We start from the raw sequence: 16613 nt of genomic DNA on the forward strand, positions 1-16613 counted from the left end.
AAAGAAAGACGAGGTTGTGACAGAAGTGGTCAGCTTCAAGAAATAAGAAGGAATTCAGGAAAATTGTTCCTCAAATTTTTGTGGCATTTCGGCTTATTTCGAGGAGTTGGCTTTGGAACACCGTTTATTCGGAAATAGGGGTTGTGACCAGACTTTTGTCACACCCCCAATTTTTATGATAAATAAAAACAGGAGAATGGCTATGAAAAGCAAAATACCAATGGGGCTGATTTTTCATCTCTTTGCGTGTAGTGTGATTGGTTATATTTTTAACCGATTTTACATTCTATTTGAGTTAAATAAAGGAACAATGCCAGATAGTGTTAGTAATTTCTTAAATACGTTTGATACTTTAACAGGTGAAGTATCTGCTATGCAGTTTCATTTTTCGATTGTAGGTTCTTCTTACTTTGCTAGTATCATTGGGATTGCTCTGTATTTAATGATCGTCTTATACCATAAATATAGCAAGAAGAACATGCGTACAGATGAAGAGTATGGTAGTGCAAGATGGGGAACAAGTAAAGATATTGCGCCATTTATTGATAAGAAAAAGTTTTTCAATATTTTGTTAACTGAAACAGAACGCTTGTCTTTATCTGGACGAATGAAAATTACTAAAGCCGATAACTTTAACCGAAATAAAAATGTGATCGTTGTCGGAGGGGCTGGTAGTGGGAAAACTCGCTTCTTTGTAAAGCCAAATTTGATGCAAATGCACTCTTCTTATGTAGTCAGTGATTCAAAAGGATTGTTATTGAGTGAAACAGGAAAACTTTTTGAAGAAGAAGGCTATGAAATCAAAATTTTTGACTTGATTTCAAGAAAAAATTGCAACCATTATAATCCATTCAACTACATAAGAAACGAAGATGACATTTTAAAAATTGTCAATAATTTGATTAAAAATACAACTAATCCGAATAAAAAAGGTGGCGATGATTTCTGGGAAAAAGCGGAAACTGCGTTATTAATGGCGATCTTTAGCTATCTTTTACAGGAAGTTGTCGAAGAAGATCAAACGTTATCTAGTGTGGTTGAATTGGTACGTTTAGCAGATATTCCCGAAGATGTACCAGGCTATGTGAGTCCGTTGGATATTTTATTCCAAGAATTAGAAGAAAAAGATCCGCAAAACTTTGCGGTACTACAGTACAAAATTTTTAAATTGTCGGGAGACAAAACAACGAAATCTATTCTCGTCAGCTTAGGGGTACGGTTAGCACCATTTGATATTCCAAGTATCAAAGAGCTGGTCTCAAAAGATACGTTGGAATTGGATACGATTGGGGATAAAAAGACCATTCTGTATATTTTACTTTCCGATACCGATACAAGTTTCAACTTCTTAGCAAGTATGATGTACCAACAATTGTTCGATATGCTTGTTCATCGAGCCGATAATTATTATAAGGGAAGGCTCCCTGTTCATGTCCGTTGTATCCTCGATGAGTTTGCGAATATTGGACAGATTCCTGATTTTGAAAAAGTTATTTCCGTTATTCGAAGTCGTGAAATTTCAACCAATGTTATTTTACAGAATATCAGTCAGTTAAAAACATTGTACAAAGATACTTGGGAAACGATTATTGGTACTAGTGATACGTTCTTATATCTAGGGGGAATGGAACAAAGTACTCATGAATATATTTCTAAATTGTTAGGGAAAGAAACAATTGAACAACGAAATATTAGTGTGACTAAAGGCGCCAATGGATCTTACAATGAAAGCTTCCAAAAATTAGGTCGTAATTTGATGGAACCGGATGAGGTAGCTAGCTTAAAAGGGCAAGAATGTATTTTAAAAATTAGGGGGGTTCATCCATTCCTATCCAAAAAATACAATATTGAAAAGCACAAAAATTATAAACGTTTAGGAGATGTCAATAAAGAGTATTGGTATTCGAGAGAAGAAGAGCCAGAGACAACAGGACTCGAATCGATAGAGGGAGAAGATTTTGATCTTAGCCAATTACAAGGTCTACCTGAGGAAGAACTGGCACGCTTAAATGAAGAATTGAATGTTGAAGAATTTGAAGCGCTTCTTGAAGAAGAATTTGAAGCGGTAGAAACAGAGGAAAATAATTCAGCCGAACGAAATGAATAAAATAGGGATAAGGGGAATTTTTAATGAAAAAAATGTCAAAACTTTTTTGTGTGGCTACGTTATTGGCTACGCCAGCCACAACACAAATGAATAAAGTTTTTGCAGCTGAACAGGATAAGGCAACAATTGATTCGTCTTTTGTTGAAGAAAGTACGACAGATTCAACGACAAGTACAAGTGATTCAAGTAGTCAGGTGAATGAAGAAACAAGCACAACAGAAAGTACAGTGGGAGGCGCAACGACTAGTTCGACAGAGACAACCGAAAGCACGGATGACAACAAAACAGACGTGACTGAGTCAAGCCAGGAACTGGATGAATCAACAGACAGTACGCAAGAAGAACAAAGTAGTACGAATACGGGAGCAAGTACCAGTTCTTCTGAAGGTGTAAGCATACCAAAACCAAATTTTCATAAGCCAACGCCGCCAACGATCCGTCAACCAGATTTAAGTCAATTTTCGCTTGAACCAATTTATCCAACTGATGTAAATAAGAGCGAATATCAAGAAACAAAGAGTCAGACAGGTACTAAAAGTGAATCCATTGAACTGTTTATTCAAAAAATTGGCGAAGATGCACGGAAAGTCGCACAAGAAAATGATTTATATGCCTCAGTGATCATAGCACAAGCTATTTTAGAATCAGGCGCAGGATCCAGCGTTCTAAGTCAAGCACCTTATTATAATTTATTTGGAATCAAAGGGACATTTAAAGAGCAAGGTGTATATCTAGCCACGCAAGAAGATAATGGCTATGGGCAATTGTCTATTACTCTTGCGCAATTTAGAAGATATAGTGGCTATGAAGAGAGCTTCCAAGATTATGCGAAATTAATGAAAAACGGCTTAATTGGCAATCCAGCTTTTTATCAAGGAACTTGGAAATCGAAAACAACGAGTTACCATGATGCTACGAAAGCTCTAACAGGGACGTATGCTACCGATATCTATTATGGAGAAAAGTTGGATCAGTTGATCGAGACTTACGAGTTGACACAATATGATGAAGCTAAAGAAGTGACGATAAGTGATACCAATTACCTCATGCCACTGGATTCTTATACTGTAAGTTCTGAATTTGGCTTACGTGGTTCAGAATTCCATCGTGGAATTGATTTAGCGGCGCCAACAGGGACACCTATCAAAGCGGCTAAAGAAGGAAAAGTAATTGTAGCAGACACGCATTATTCATGGGGAAATTATGTAGTCATCCAACATAAAGATGGAACAACGATGCTTTATGCGCACCAAGATAAATTTGTTGTTAGTGTGGGACAGCAAGTCAGTCAGGGAAGTCTAATTGGTTTTGTTGGCTCAACTGGAAATAGCACTGGGCCTCATTTGCATTTAGAATTATGTACAGATAATACTTTATTAAAAACCAAATTAAAAAACCCGAGAACGGTTTTACCAATAAATTAAAAAAATTGGTATATTGAAAGAAAATAACAATAAAATCCATTGACAATATGTTACTTTCAAAAAAGAAACAGTATTGAGTATTTTTAAACAGAATCATCTTTAATCATTAGGATGAGTTAATTACTTATTAGAGAAGTAAACAATAGAGAAATGTTAATTTCAGGTATCTTTTATTAAATTAAACTTAGTTGGTGAAAGTAAAAAAGCAAGTATAGAAAAAGATTAAGGGAAGGAAAAAAATGAAGAAAAACAGGAAAAAACTAGTTACTGTATTTTTAACGATCTGTATTTTGGCTAGCTATTGTGTTGGAATCACTCAGGTCGTGGTTCATGCGCTAACAAATGAGACGGCAGATCTTTCATTTCAGCAAGAGGGGAACCCAATTTCAATGTTAGAATTGGCTCCAGGAGAGATACAAGGGGTGACGTTAGTTGCTACAAATCGTGTGGATACTAAGGTAACAGTACATTTGCCGAATGGTCTTATCTACGATGCAACTACTTCTACGCAATACAATCAAGGATTAGCGAATGTTACGTATGATGAAGCAACCCAACAAGTACAGATCGAATTTTTAAGTGAGTCGAAAAAACAAGCACAGTTATATTTAATTGGTCAAGTGACTAACGAACGTGATTCTCAGGAATTGTATGCGACTGTGAGCCGTGAAGGGCAAGAATATCGCTCGAAAGCTGTGCAGGTGAGGATCACAAATGTGGAAGACTCAAAGTCAGAAAGTACAAGTAACGAACAACTACCGACTATAAATTCTACGACCAAAGAAGCAACGACTGAAACGACTGGAACAACTGGAACGACTGGAACGACTGGATCAGACTCTCTACCTAAACACACAAATGAGACAGTCGCTCGTGAAGAAGTACCAGAACTAGAAAAAAATAAGCAAGATACTTCTTCTGAAGCTACTGAAGAAATCAGTCCATTTGCTACATCAAATCCAAATACAATGGTGGTGACGAAGGAGAACTATGAAGAAAATTTTAAATTCACTGGTTATGGTCCTGGTAGGGCATATGATAAAACAACTGGTATCATTAGTCTGACGAATAATCAAAGTGCAGAACAAACAATTAGTGCCGTATTTAATCATCGAATATCGAATGATGAATCCTTTGAATTGAAAGGGGAAGTTTTTTTAGGAAGAAAGACAGATAAACAAGGTGGGGGTCATGGGATGTCCATCAACTTAAGTACGTCGCCGACAGGCTATAGTGGAACAGTCGGGCCAGCGTTAGGCATTGGTGGTAATTTATATAACTCTATTTCATTTGCGATGGATACTTATTATAATGATGATCAAACATGGACAAGACCATATGTCGATGCGACAAATTCCTCAAATCCAGCACGTGGTCAAGCAGAATCACCATATGGGGCTTTTATTACTACGAACGACGTAGGACAAATGAATTTGGAGAAGTCTTCAGTACAGTACCTAGATAAAAAAATTTTTCTCAATAGTCAAAGCACATTTGTGCCGATTACAGTTAATTATGATGGAAAGACACGAATGATGACTGTTACTCTAAATGGACAAACATGGTCAAGAAAAGTGACCCATCAAAAGTCTTTTGCCTTAACGATTGCTGCAACAACTGATTTCAATGCTTATAATGAACAAAAATTTAAATTTGAATCGTTAAAATTTACACGTGCTACGCGCTTGAAAGTTACGAATAAATGGGAAGATAACAATAATTCTGAAGGTGTTCGTCCACAAAAAGTAAAAGTCAACCTTTTACAAGATGGCAAAGTATTCCAAACAAAGGAATTTCTTTCGAATGATACCTTTGATAATTTACCTGTTTTGAGACCAGATGGAACGGCTTATGAGTACACGGTACAAGAAGATCCGGTAGCAGAGGGCTATATAACAAGCTATGCCTATGATCGGAGCAAGGATCCAATGGAAGCAACCATTACTCATACGTTAGATAATAAACCAGGAACTTTAACTAGCAAGGCCAGTGTCTTTAACCAGCAGAATACCGATGTTGCAAACCAAGTCGTTCCAGTCGGACATCCGTTGACCTATGTAGTCGAAGCGCAAAATACAGGCGCCACAGACACGGTTATCAAGAATATTACGATTCAAGATATGTTACCCGCTGGTGTAACATACAAAGAAAATTCTGCTTATGTAACAGTTGATGATCAAAGAATTGATTCTGCAACGATCCAAGTGGTAGACGGAAAACTTACAGCTAACATAGGAGATTTAAGAGGAAATCAAAAAGCAAAACTCTACTTTGACGTTGAAGTAAATAAAGAAGCAGAACAAACGATTACGAATAGTCCAACAATCAACTATTATTTCCCTTCTACTACAGGACAAATAGGAAATCAAGGAACCGCTCAAACGCCTTCTGTTTCAGTGAAGACAGCAACGAATATTACTTTAACAAAAGAGGTTGATAAAGCCCAAGCGCTAGTAGGTGATACGCTGACTTATACGATCACCGCAAACAATGCAGTTGGTTCAGGAAAATGGAAACAAACCATTCAAGACCAGATTTCTCAAAAATTAGTTGCGCTTATTCCTGGAACGACGACGGTCAATCATAGCCAAGTAGAAGATCAAACGATCTGGAATGGCGAAAAGTTGGCGCTCGAGCAACAGTTAACATCTGGAGAAGAGGTAGTGATTACTTACCAAGTTAAGGTATTGGCCACAGCCTTAAATCAAACGATTGAAAACACAGCAATAACAACTGATAATCTTATAAGTAATAAGGTAACAACAACGATTTTACCTGGTGCTGGGACGCTTGTTACTAAAAACTCAGTTTATGATGCACAAAATCAATTAGTGGATAAACAGACTGTACGAGTAGGTGATACCTTAACTTACATCATTGAAGCAGAAAATACAGCAGATACGACAACGGTCATTAATCAAGTTGCCATAGATGATCAGCTACCAGAAGGATTGGCTTATCTTCCAGATTCTGCTTATGTCATGATCGATGAACAAAAAAATGACCAAGCAGTTATAAATATAGCTGGTCAAAGCATTCAAACGACAATCGGTACGATTACAGGTGGACAGCAGATAAAACTGGTGTTGCAAGCGACTGTGACAGAAGAAGCAAAAGGTGAGCTGATGAATCGTGCTCAAGTAGCCTATGAACTGCCACCAGCTATTACCCGTGCAGCTGGCAACGTACGCTTGGAACAAACTCCCACATCGATAGTTACTGTGGTGGATGAGATGGCTTTGACCATGGCCGTTGATCAAACAAAAGCTCTTGTCGGGGATACGGTAACCTATACGATTATTGGTGAAAATCCAGCAGGTTCAGGAAAATGGGAAGAAACGATTAATACTTTATTAACGGCGGATGAGGTTAAGCTAATTCCTGGAACAACTATGATCAATGATCAATTAGTTGGAGATGATGTTGTTTGGGCAACCGCTAATGAATTGAACTATCCGGTAACGCTTAAATCAGGACAACGTCTGACGATTCAATTCCAAGCACAAATCCAAGAATCAGCATGGAACCAAACAGTTGAATTAACAGCAACAGCTACAGATGGGAAAACGAGCGATTCAGTTAAAACACAAATCATTCCAAACGCTGGAGTATTGGAAAGTAATAAGAGTGTTTATGATATCACAGGGCAACCAATCACTGATCAGGTAATGAAAGTCGGCGATACCGTTCGTTACATTATTGAAGCCACCAATGCAGGTGATCCACTTTCGGTGTTGAATCAGTTAGTGATACGTGATCCACTCCCAGAAGGAATCACGTATCAAGAAGGAAGTGCAACACTTTTGATCGAAGGTAATGAAGTAGAAAATGCGCGGATTACTTTTGAAAATGGGGTATTAAGTGCCGAAGTGGGTACATTGATTGGAGGACAAAAAGCGGCATTGCAATTTGAGGCGACGATCAATGAAGAAGCAACTGGCGAAATTTCTAATATTGCAAGTATTGACTATACGATACCAAAGTTACCTGGAGACGAATCCATGGGAGAAACAACAAAAGAGCCAGAGACCCCATTAACGATCGCTCCTGATCTGTCTTTAGAAGTCAAGGTCAGCCAATCAGAAGCGCAGGTAGGAGAGACCTTAACGTATACCATTACGGGTAAAAATATGACAGGTGGTGGAAAATGGCAAGGCGACATCCTCAATGATCTTCCAGCTCAATGGCTTTCTCTTGTGCCAGATACAACAAAAGTCAATGGCGAAAAACGCGCGGATACAGATGTTTGGCAGAATGCCCAAGAACTGCTGCTCAACCAAGTATTGAAGTCTGGAGAAGTAGTTGAAATCGAATTTCAAGCGAAAATTTTAGCTGATGCGTTGGGGCAAACAATTGAGAATACCGCTAGAACAAATGATGGTATAACGAGTAATACAGCAACAACTAGAATTGTCAAAAAAGAAACGACAGAAGTAGCAACAAATGCCCTACAAGCATCAAAACAAACAGATACGTCAAATAAGAAGACAAAAAATACACAGAAGAATGGACAATTGCCTAAAACAAGTGAAAATTCTTCTGTTGGCCCCTCTTTTATTGGATTGATTTTGGTTGCTATGGTAAGTAGTTATCAGTTAAATCGCAGGAAAAAGATTTGAAAAATGAATAAAAAAAATCTTTTAAATGAGAGTTCGGAAGATACTCCCTAAGTTCAAATGATAAATCTAACTTAGGGAGTTTTCAATCGTGAAATAAAAGTGACCGAAAAGAATGATATGGATAGAAAAAAGCAATATTGTTTTATAGTTTTATAACACGCAAATCTAAGCTGCAGATAACTGACGAGTCTTCTCCATAGAAAAGATAAGCGTGGGACAAAAGTAAGAAGTACTGTTATCTGATTCTTTAAAACGAATAAACGGTGGGAGCAGAAGCAACTCCTTCTTAAATAAGTCGAAATTCACAAAAATTTGAAAAGCAATTTTCGTTAATTTCTTCTTATTTCTCGGAGTTAAACACTTCTGTCCCAGCCTCCTTCAGAAAATCGAAGTGATGAAAAATGATGAAAATAGAAGGGGAAGGATCAAATGAAAAAAACAAGAAATTTAGTGTGTCTATTAAGCCTACTCTGCGTATTTTTAGTAGCTTGTGAAAAAAAAGAAATACCGAATCGTTCGCCAGAAACAACTTCTTCAACACAAGCAGTGGTCACCTCCGAGATTCATAAGATACAAAAAACAAATGAAGCAACTATAAAAGTACAAAAGTAAAGGAAAATCATCTAAAGAAGACAGCTGATACAGTGATGATACAGTGATGTGTCGTGGTTTTTTGATGGTAATGAAAGTATAGGAATGAATAAAACAATAGGATGGCTGGTATGAATGGATCGAAAGGGTTCTTCATACCAGCCAAATCAATATTTATAAACAGAATGATAGTCCACCTGATAAAGAAAAGTGCCTTAAGTATGAACTTCTTAAAAGATTGAGAAGTTTATCGATTTTTTTGAATGGGAAAAATTGCACAGATCAATCGATTAGTAACAATAATTTATATTTCCAGTGCGGGTTCTGTCTTTTGAATAGAATCAAGCCTTGTATTAGTTTTGGTTGTTTTTATGTCAGCGAGTGTTTTCTTTTCATAGGAAGAAAAGCAGGAACTCTGTGCTACTAATGTGTCAATCGCTGTTTTTACTTGCATGATTTCTTTTTCTCCAAAGAGCTGAATCCCATCAGTGATCTCGCTACTTTTTAAAAGCAAAGATGAATCAATTTTTATTTCCTTTTCTTTAGAATAAAAAGGTACACGATGTGCAACATATTGTGCTACATTTTTCTTTTTATCTAGATAACGTTGATAGTTAGAAAGAGGCTTTGTTTTTTTCTGCAAGTAATCTTTTAACAGATGTTCAATCGCTTGCGCTGCTTCCCTTGCATAAGCTAGCTTTTCTAAACGATAGTTAACAATTATAGCTAAACTAGTAGTCAAAGAAGTGGCCGAATGTTGAGGGATTTTTTTTAATAAAGCTGGTTGGTCATCTAAGAAATAATGGGTTGTCTCAAGTGGTTGACCGAGAACATGTTGTAAGCCACCATCAACCGCTTTGATGTAGCAATTATTCGTATAGATCTGTCCTGTATATAATTCTTTTCCCCAATAAGAGCAAGCTGCCATTTTTTTTAATTCCCATTGGATAAGAGAAAATTTTTGCTGAAGCATAGATAGATTAAACTGTATTCCTCTTCCTAAAAAAGTAGTTCCTAAACTGAATAAATAAGTTAATTTAGTGCGATTGTATTGATTATTTTCCACTTCAAAAATATAAGGAATCGCAATTTTAGGATTAAATGATTTTTGAGTTGCTGTTTGTTCCTCCAATGGCGTATCGTGTCGTAAAGTAATCACTGGAGCAGTTTGTAAAATCTCCTTATGAAGCAACATGGCTTTATCGATTAAAGTCAATTTTAAATGACTTTTTTTCTTTTCGATTAAGTAGGAAGTCGTATGCAATTGTCCTGAAGAACAGCATTCTGTTACTGGAATCAATAAAAACGAATCAGGATCATCTGTTAACGCAGCGAGGGCTTTTTCTAATAAAATAGGACTTCTACTACAATAAATACTTTCTTCTAGCGAATACTTGATTTTTTCGATTTGACGGTTCGGAAAACATTCATGATGAACGGTCAAAAAATCGCTGTACAAAGTTAAATACTCTAAGTTTAGATCTAGCTGTGGAATGTAATCAAAAAGCGTTACCTGACTTGATTTCAAATTCATATGCTGGCATAATGCGCTGTATAGATGAGAAGCGTATTCATCGCTTTCTAACAACGCTTTTCTTTGCTGCTGGACAACTGAACGAAAGAATTGTTCTTGTTCAGTTGATAGAGGAATATGTTGTTGTATCAGACCATCCAAGTAATTAGGCTGTTGCAAAAATTTTTCATACTCCGTTTGACTTAGCAGAGAGAGTGAATGATAGGTGTGGCGATCGATTTGATGCATCAAATCAATAAGAGTGAGTTGCTCTTCTTTTGATAGCAAACTGTCGATACGTGCATATGTATTACCAGGAAGGGAAAATACAAAGTTCTTTAATGTAAAAGAATCAATCGATTTTTGTTGAATCATTTTTTTTTAGTTGCAGAAGATACTCTTCAATCAATTTATAATCGCTCCTTACATGAATAACTAGTAGAAATTATAGAAAAAGAGGATTTGTGACAAACGTTTTGTCGTACCCCTTTTTTGAATAAACGGTATTCAAAAAGATACCCTTCGACGATAACTCAAAAACTCTAAAAATATGAGAAGTTATTCCGAGAGTTCTTGAGTTATCGTTCAGGGCAAATCGCTCATTTCATAATCTCTGATACAAGATGTTCCAGAAGCAACACCTCAACCATAAGCGAAAAATCCCCCAAAATATGAGACGCTATTTTAGAAATTTCTCGCTTATTTGTTCAGATCTAACCGCTTCTGTCCCATTCTCTTCTAGAAGAGGATTAGATAAAAAAAGGCTAAATTCCGATCAAGGGTCTCTTCTTATTGACTCCAAATTAGGATTTGCGCGATCAAATTATTCATAATGTGTATCGACAAAGGATAATAAATGTTTTCGTTTTTTCTTGAATAAGAAAGCGTAGTGATTACCCCAATAGAAAAATAAGGAAGGAGCGAGCGAATCTCTTGTAAGTTGTTCAAATGAATCAGCGTAAAAAGCAAGACAGAACATAGGAATGCAGGAAAGGTCGAACATTTTCGTTTCATTTCACTAAATACATACCCTCTAAAAAGTAGTTCTTCCAATAGTGGACCGAAGAAGACTACGCATAATGGCATAAGATGAGCAATTAATGGATGAGATAAATTTTCTAAATTGGTTTGGTTGGCACTTTTTTCAAGTGATCCTTGATGAAAAAACATAAAAGAAAGGAATGTAAACAAAAAAATCATGAGAAAACCGATAAAACCTGTAAAAATGAAGGAAATACCCGTTTGTTTTTTCCTTTGCCAATCACTTTTCAATTTTGGCCAATAAAGATACACGGCTAAGAGTGCCAATAAACTAGTGACAATGAAAAAGTACCACTCATTTAGTGTATCATAATCAATGGCTAAAAATGTGGCAAGTGGGAGGAGACATAGCCTAGGGATCATGATTAATAAAAATATATAAAGAATGAGTAATTGTTTTTTTCTTTCCATAAAAACTCCTTCTATCTTAACTCTTGATAATGGTCTAATTATAGCTGTCTATCACTTCAAATTTTTCATATTAATACATAAATTTCCTGCAAATAGTTCATTTATAGATAATAAACAGGAAGGAAACTGGGAAAATAACTGGAAATTCAAAAGGGAAACAATAATCTGGTCAGTCCTCCTATTTCCCAATAAACGGTATTCAAAGGGTGGAATTTTTAACAATAAGTCGAAGTAGATCAAAAATATGAGAAATTTTTATCCCCTGTTCTGACTTATCGCTTGATACAGAACAGCCTTTTCACAACCTCTTGATACACGGTATTCAACGAGCTACCCTTCGGCAATAACTCAGAAACTCTCAAAATAGGAGGAGCTATTTCGAGAGTTCCATCCTTATTGCTCAGGGCAAAGTGCTCGTTTCATAACCTCTTATCCACGGTGTTCAAAAGCCAACTCCTCGAAATAAGCCAAAATTTTGTCAAACATAGAAAGCTGTTTAAAAAAATTTTTTCTTATTGTCATCGGAGCTGACCGGCTTGTTCACAACCTCTGATACACGGTATTCCAGAAACAACTCCTCAACCGTAAGCGTAAAATTTCCAAAATGTGAGGAGCTATTTTAAAAATTTCTCTCTTACTTGCTCGGAGTTGAACGCTTCTGTCACAACCTCTTGTCATTTAGATAGAAGGAATGATTGGCTAAATAGTTGTAGTTAGAGTGGATTTGGAGGGTATCGTTTCTTGAAAAAGAGCCAATATTTTTTTTTATGGGAAAAAAATGAAGCAAATTTCAAGAGAAAAATGTAACTTGATATCATTTTTTTATAAAAAAGTGGAGGAAGTGTAGAAATGAAAAATTTTTTTAAAAAACTCAAGAAAAAGCACGATGGCAGAAGAGAAAGCCAAGCGAGAAATAAAGGATGGAAGAGAGCGAATGAAGAATTTATTTATCTTTCCCAGCCGAGCGACAATGGCAAACTGAAGCCAATGACACAACAGCAAAAAAACATGCAAGATTTTCTTCAAGGAGGTGCCGCAAGTGCGCAACTACGAAAAAAACCAGAACAAAATGGGCAAGCACTAAAAGATCTGCTTCAAAAAGTAGCGACAAACGCACACTCTAAAAAAAGTTCTCCGCATGATTTAAGCAGGAATCACAAACCGTCTCACTTATGGCGCTAATCAAGAATAAGAGGCAATAAGAAAAGTTGGACAAGGGTAAATCTTGTGCGAAATGAATCGACAAAAAAGTTAGAATCCACGAAGTGCAATCAGGGATTCTAACTTTTTAGTGGAAGGGATTGTAAAAACAATTAGGTTGTTTTTTTCTGATGAATAAGCAAAGATTTTTCATAAAGATACTCACGAATCAATTTAATGTCTTGCAATAATGAATTTCTTGAAATATAAAAGAGATGACTGTCTGCAAGATGATGTTCTTCTTTTGTTAGTAATGAACGTTCGTAAATAATAAAATGAGGCCAATCGTCTTTATAGATTGGGATATGATCAGCTGAATAGTACATTCGATCGTCCATCGTAATAAATTCTGGATTGATCCATCTTTTTAAACTTTCTCGATAAATAATATGGGATAATTCATTTTCAGCGACAATCATACATAAATGTTTTTGCATATGGTTAGTCAATAAAGCAGAATGAATTTCTGACACTAATCGAATAATTGCCGTTTTGTTAAAATGGATGGGTTCATCTGGGTGATACATTTCTTTCCATTGACGTAAGATTTTTTCTAGACGGTCCGCAACACCCATTTGATAGACGGTTAAAAAATAATTTCGTTCAATAAAGTAGTTTTGCGTATTTTCCCATAGTGAATAAATAAAATAAATAAACGGTACTTCAAAGATCATATTATTCCTCAAAGTGATCTTAAATTCAGTTTCGATTGTTTTTATCAATTGTTGGATGTCTGGTTGGTCTTCAATGACTTCTTGTCGATCCAGATGATAATTCATATTGACAATCGAATAATTTTTTGATTTTAAAATCAATAGCTTACAGAATATAGCAAGTAGTTTGAGATTTTTATCGGATAAATGATACTCAGCTAGTACTGAATCAGAAATCTCGGCTAGCTTGTTATAGGAACTATTGACCCTAGATTTTCTATAATTAGTTAGAACTAAATTGTCATCTGGTCGTTCTAAACAAAGATAGGTATGGTATAAAAAAAATGAATATTCTCGATCATTTGGTAAGTAAGACACATCAAATACGTCAAATACTTTTGCTACAAATTGTTCGGCTCTTTTGAAAGAATCCGTATTGATTTTTTCAGAAAAGAAGTCTGTGCGTAGCCAGATTGAAACAAAAATCAATCGATAGAGCAGTTCATTGGGTTTTATATGATTATTGCTGTCTAAAAGATTCTCTTTTTTTAGATAGGTTTCGACTTCTTTTTTGATTTTGAATGCTTTCGTGACCGAAACAAATTCTTCATCTACGATACTCAAATAGTTGGTATCACCTAGAAGGTAGCGAGCAACCACTTTCAAAAATTTAGATTCGCTATAAATTTCTTTAATCAAATCGTATCTTGTTGTATGTTTGGTGAAAATCATTGTGACTTCTGTAGCGGAAAGTTCATAATGATCCAAAAAAGGAGATAATTGTACTGATAGCATAGAGAGATCTTTTTTTATGGTGTTGAACGTAACGTCCAGCTCTTTAGCTAGTTCTCTAATTACTAAGGTTTTGTGCTCAAAAATGTATTCGGCAATTTTGACTTTTCGAATGATATCTTTTTCTATATAGCTTTCTATATTCATCGTAGTTTGCCTCCTGTATTTTTTTTGCTACAGCTAAAATGAGATAAAGTTGTTACCATTAGAAGTTAAACATACTATCGCTTAAGAATATTTCATTTAATTTTATAAAAAAACGATTGATGTTAAAAAAAAAGAAAAATAAAAATGGTAAAAAAGAGGTATATTTTAAGAGTAATACCATTCAACTTGTAGAAGGTATTACGACACCATTGTTATTCTCTATACTTACCCTAAAAAAACCATGAGGAAAGTAAGAAGAAGTATCTTTTTAGATACTTCTTCTTACTTTTCTTTTTTCTGTTTCTAAAATAGTTTTTTAAGAATTGTCGCCATTTTTTTCATTTTGAGAAAAAAAAAGACAACGGCGAGTTGTTAGAATAAAATATAGAAATTATTTAAGCAAACTATAAGGCTTTATTTGAGAAAAGGAAGCTATCAAAAATACCAAAGGAGAAGAAAAATGCAAGTATGTCTGGACAAAAGAAAAATGTATCAATGCAAAGTAATTGGAGAAAAAGAGACTTATCAAGTTCGCATCGTAACTATTTTAGAAAGAACAGTAGTTGTTGAGATAACAGATGGTGTCGCTAAACTGGCCTTAGCTAGAAAATCAGAATTGAAAGAAATTGCTTAACGGTTCAATCATAGGATATACGCAAATAAGACTGCCTCACATCGGATTCTTGATCCGATGTGAGGCAGTAATGTATTTATTTGATGTGTTTATCAGGAATCAGTTTCCATAAAAAGCTATACCTTCATAACGCCAGCCTCTTTTTACTAAGGTGTTTTTTTCATTGACATCAGCGGTGTAATGATGCGTGCCTGTTTTGGCATTTGGATTAAATAGTCTTAGAATTGCTTTTGAGCCACCAGAATAAAAGCTCAGTCCTTCATAACGCCAACCAATCTTAGTCAGTGAGTTGATTTCTCCTTGATTTGACGTATAGTGGTGGTCTCCATTATTCGGATTATACAGACGATAGACAGGGGTTCCTCGATTAGGTGCAGACCACGCAACTCCTTCGTAGCGCCAACCAATGTTCGCTAACTGATTTTTTTCAGCAGCATTCAATGTGTAGAAATGTTCACCAGTATGTCGATTATACAGACGATACATCGCTGAATAAGTTGCTGAATTATTGGATGAAACACTGTCATACTTTGTTAGGTTATATGTCTCGATAATATTATTTAATTTAGATCCATAATTTGGATCAGTTGCATAACGACCAGTTAACCAAGCGGTTGCTTCTTTATAGGATTTTGTATTACTTTTCCAAGCACCACTATAATAATAAACACCAGGTTGAAAAGAAGTCGTTTTTAAAATTTTTGCGTTATCTTCTAAAGATTCTTTGTAAGAAGGGTATTTTCTAAAAGCTGCTTGAACTGTTACCCATTTGCCATTTAGATACTCCTGTGTAGGTAGCGTAACAGATTGTCCATTATAGGTGCCTTTGATTCCAAATAAATTGTGATTTGGGTAAGAAGCTAGCGTACTTTTCCCCCAGCCACTTTCGATAATCGCTTGAGCAATCATAATGGAGGCATAGAGATTGTTTTGATGCGCTAATAGTTGTGCATCACTCGCAATAGACTGGATAAAAGTTTGTTGACTATTCCTAGCAGTAGCTGAAAAAATAGATCCGTCTTCAGTTGTAGAAGTGCTTTGATGAATCAACGTTTCTCCAGTATCCAAAAGATTTTCAATCGTAGTCGGACCAGCCATAGGATCCTCACTATTTTCTACGGGGATCGTCCCTTGTATTGATTCTTGGGACTGCAAAGGTGATGAAGTAGCCTTCTCACTAGAGTAGGTGACTTCGTTAGCAAATGTCGGGGTAGTCACTGAAAATAATGTCCATAAGCAATAAGTATAAATTAGAGTTTTCTTTTTTTTCATCCTCTTCTCCTTTTATTTTTGATATCACAAAAATAATAGTAAACAAAAAAAACAACATTTTTTTTCTGAATTTGAAAAAAATGTTGTTTTTTGGGGAGAAAATGAAAAAATAAGTTTTTTAGCATTCGAGTGGATAAAGTCCATATAATTGTGTAAAAGATAAAAGGCCATGTAACAGCCCTTTTACGGTACAATGTTTTTAACCACAA

Annotated in this window: 10 protein-coding genes and 1 pseudogene; 6 read left to right on the forward strand and 5 right to left on the reverse strand. The window is 35.7% G+C overall.

Translation table 11 applies throughout. The features are described from left to right. Positions 1-202: 202 nt before the first annotated feature. The 3 genes from DVW83_RS11110 (at position 203) to DVW83_RS11120 (ending at position 8150) form a co-directional block, all read left to right on the forward strand. On the forward strand, positions 203-2107 hold the full coding sequence (locus tag DVW83_RS11110; protein ID WP_238699406.1) for a VirD4-like conjugal transfer protein, CD1115 family: 1905 nt from the start codon (positions 203-205) through the stop codon (positions 2105-2107). Positions 2108-2130: 23 nt separating this feature from the next. Beyond that, the gene (locus DVW83_RS11115) at positions 2131-3531 is read left to right on the forward strand and encodes a peptidoglycan DD-metalloendopeptidase family protein (RefSeq protein WP_104661806.1); all 1401 of its coding nucleotides are present in this window, start codon (positions 2131-2133) and stop codon (positions 3529-3531) included. A gap of 239 nt (positions 3532-3770) precedes the next feature. Further along, positions 3771-8150 carry an isopeptide-forming domain-containing fimbrial protein gene (locus DVW83_RS11120; protein ID WP_137239382.1) on the forward strand — a complete coding sequence of 1460 codons (4380 nt, stop codon included), beginning with the start codon at positions 3771-3773 and terminating at the stop codon, positions 8148-8150. Between the two features lie 252 nt (positions 8151-8402). Here the strand turns inward: DVW83_RS11120 and DVW83_RS15995 are convergent. After that, a pseudogene (locus DVW83_RS15995) lies at positions 8403-8522 on the reverse strand (DUF3788 family protein); the annotation flags it as partial. 57 nt (positions 8523-8579) lie between these two features. On the opposite strand from DVW83_RS15995, the gene DVW83_RS11130 reads away from it, so the two are divergent. Beyond that, positions 8580-8762, forward strand: a complete 183-nt coding sequence (locus DVW83_RS11130) for a hypothetical protein (protein WP_104661576.1) — start codon at positions 8580-8582, stop codon at positions 8760-8762. A 283-nt stretch (positions 8763-9045) separates the two neighbouring features. On the opposite strand, the gene DVW83_RS11135 is transcribed toward DVW83_RS11130, so the two are convergent. Further along, positions 9046-10629: a hypothetical protein gene (locus DVW83_RS11135; RefSeq protein ID WP_137239383.1), complete on the reverse strand. Its 1584-nt coding sequence runs from the start codon at positions 10627-10629 to the stop codon at positions 9046-9048. Positions 10630-11043: 414 nt separating this feature from the next. Further along, positions 11044-11706, reverse strand: coding sequence for a CPBP family intramembrane glutamic endopeptidase (locus tag DVW83_RS11140; RefSeq protein WP_104661578.1), 663 nt, complete (start codon positions 11704-11706; stop codon positions 11044-11046). An 849-nt stretch (positions 11707-12555) separates the two neighbouring features. Between DVW83_RS11140 and DVW83_RS11145 the strand changes: the two genes are divergently transcribed. Continuing rightward, entirely contained in the window at positions 12556-12888 is a 333-nt protein-coding gene (locus DVW83_RS11145; RefSeq protein WP_104661580.1) for a hypothetical protein, read from the forward strand. 131 nt (positions 12889-13019) lie between these two features. On the opposite strand, the gene DVW83_RS11150 is transcribed toward DVW83_RS11145, so the two are convergent. Continuing rightward, positions 13020-14498, reverse strand: coding sequence for a helix-turn-helix domain-containing protein (locus tag DVW83_RS11150; RefSeq protein ID WP_104661581.1), 1479 nt, complete (start codon positions 14496-14498; stop codon positions 13020-13022). Positions 14499-14958: 460 nt separating this feature from the next. Between DVW83_RS11150 and DVW83_RS15080 the strand changes: the two genes are divergently transcribed. After that, entirely contained in the window at positions 14959-15132 is a 174-nt protein-coding gene (locus DVW83_RS15080) for a hypothetical protein (protein WP_161569456.1), read from the forward strand. Positions 15133-15231: 99 nt separating this feature from the next. Here DVW83_RS15080 and DVW83_RS11155 read toward each other — a convergent pair whose 3' ends face one another. Further along, on the reverse strand, positions 15232-16404 hold the full coding sequence (locus DVW83_RS11155) for a glycoside hydrolase family 73 protein (RefSeq protein WP_104661582.1): 1173 nt from the start codon (positions 16402-16404) through the stop codon (positions 15232-15234). Positions 16405-16613 lie beyond the last annotated feature (209 nt).

The organism is Enterococcus sp. VV15 (assembly GCF_005236045.1).
GTDB lineage: Bacteria > Bacillota > Bacilli > Lactobacillales > Enterococcaceae > Enterococcus_B > Enterococcus_B durans.

Excerpts from the sequence above, each read along its gene's own strand:
- DVW83_RS11110 (WP_238699406.1), top strand. The coding sequence starts at position 203 with ATGAAAAGCAAAATACCAATGGGGCTGATTTTTCATCTCTTTGCGTGT.
- DVW83_RS11115 (WP_104661806.1), top strand. The coding sequence starts at position 2,131 with ATGAAAAAAATGTCAAAACTTTTTTGTGTGGCTACGTTATTGGCTACG.
- DVW83_RS11120 (WP_137239382.1), top strand. The coding sequence starts at position 3,771 with ATGAAGAAAAACAGGAAAAAACTAGTTACTGTATTTTTAACGATCTGT.
- DVW83_RS11130 (WP_104661576.1), top strand. The coding sequence starts at position 8,580 with ATGAAAAAAACAAGAAATTTAGTGTGTCTATTAAGCCTACTCTGCGTA.
- DVW83_RS11135 (WP_137239383.1), bottom strand. The coding sequence starts at position 10,629 with ATGATTCAACAAAAATCGATTGATTCTTTTACATTAAAGAACTTTGTA.
- DVW83_RS11140 (WP_104661578.1), bottom strand. The coding sequence starts at position 11,706 with ATGGAAAGAAAAAAACAATTACTCATTCTTTATATATTTTTATTAATC.
- DVW83_RS11145 (WP_104661580.1), top strand. The coding sequence starts at position 12,556 with ATGAAAAATTTTTTTAAAAAACTCAAGAAAAAGCACGATGGCAGAAGA.
- DVW83_RS11150 (WP_104661581.1), bottom strand. The coding sequence starts at position 14,498 with ATGAATATAGAAAGCTATATAGAAAAAGATATCATTCGAAAAGTCAAA.
- DVW83_RS15080 (WP_161569456.1), top strand. The coding sequence starts at position 14,959 with ATGCAAGTATGTCTGGACAAAAGAAAAATGTATCAATGCAAAGTAATT.
- DVW83_RS11155 (WP_104661582.1), bottom strand. The coding sequence starts at position 16,404 with ATGAAAAAAAAGAAAACTCTAATTTATACTTATTGCTTATGGACATTA.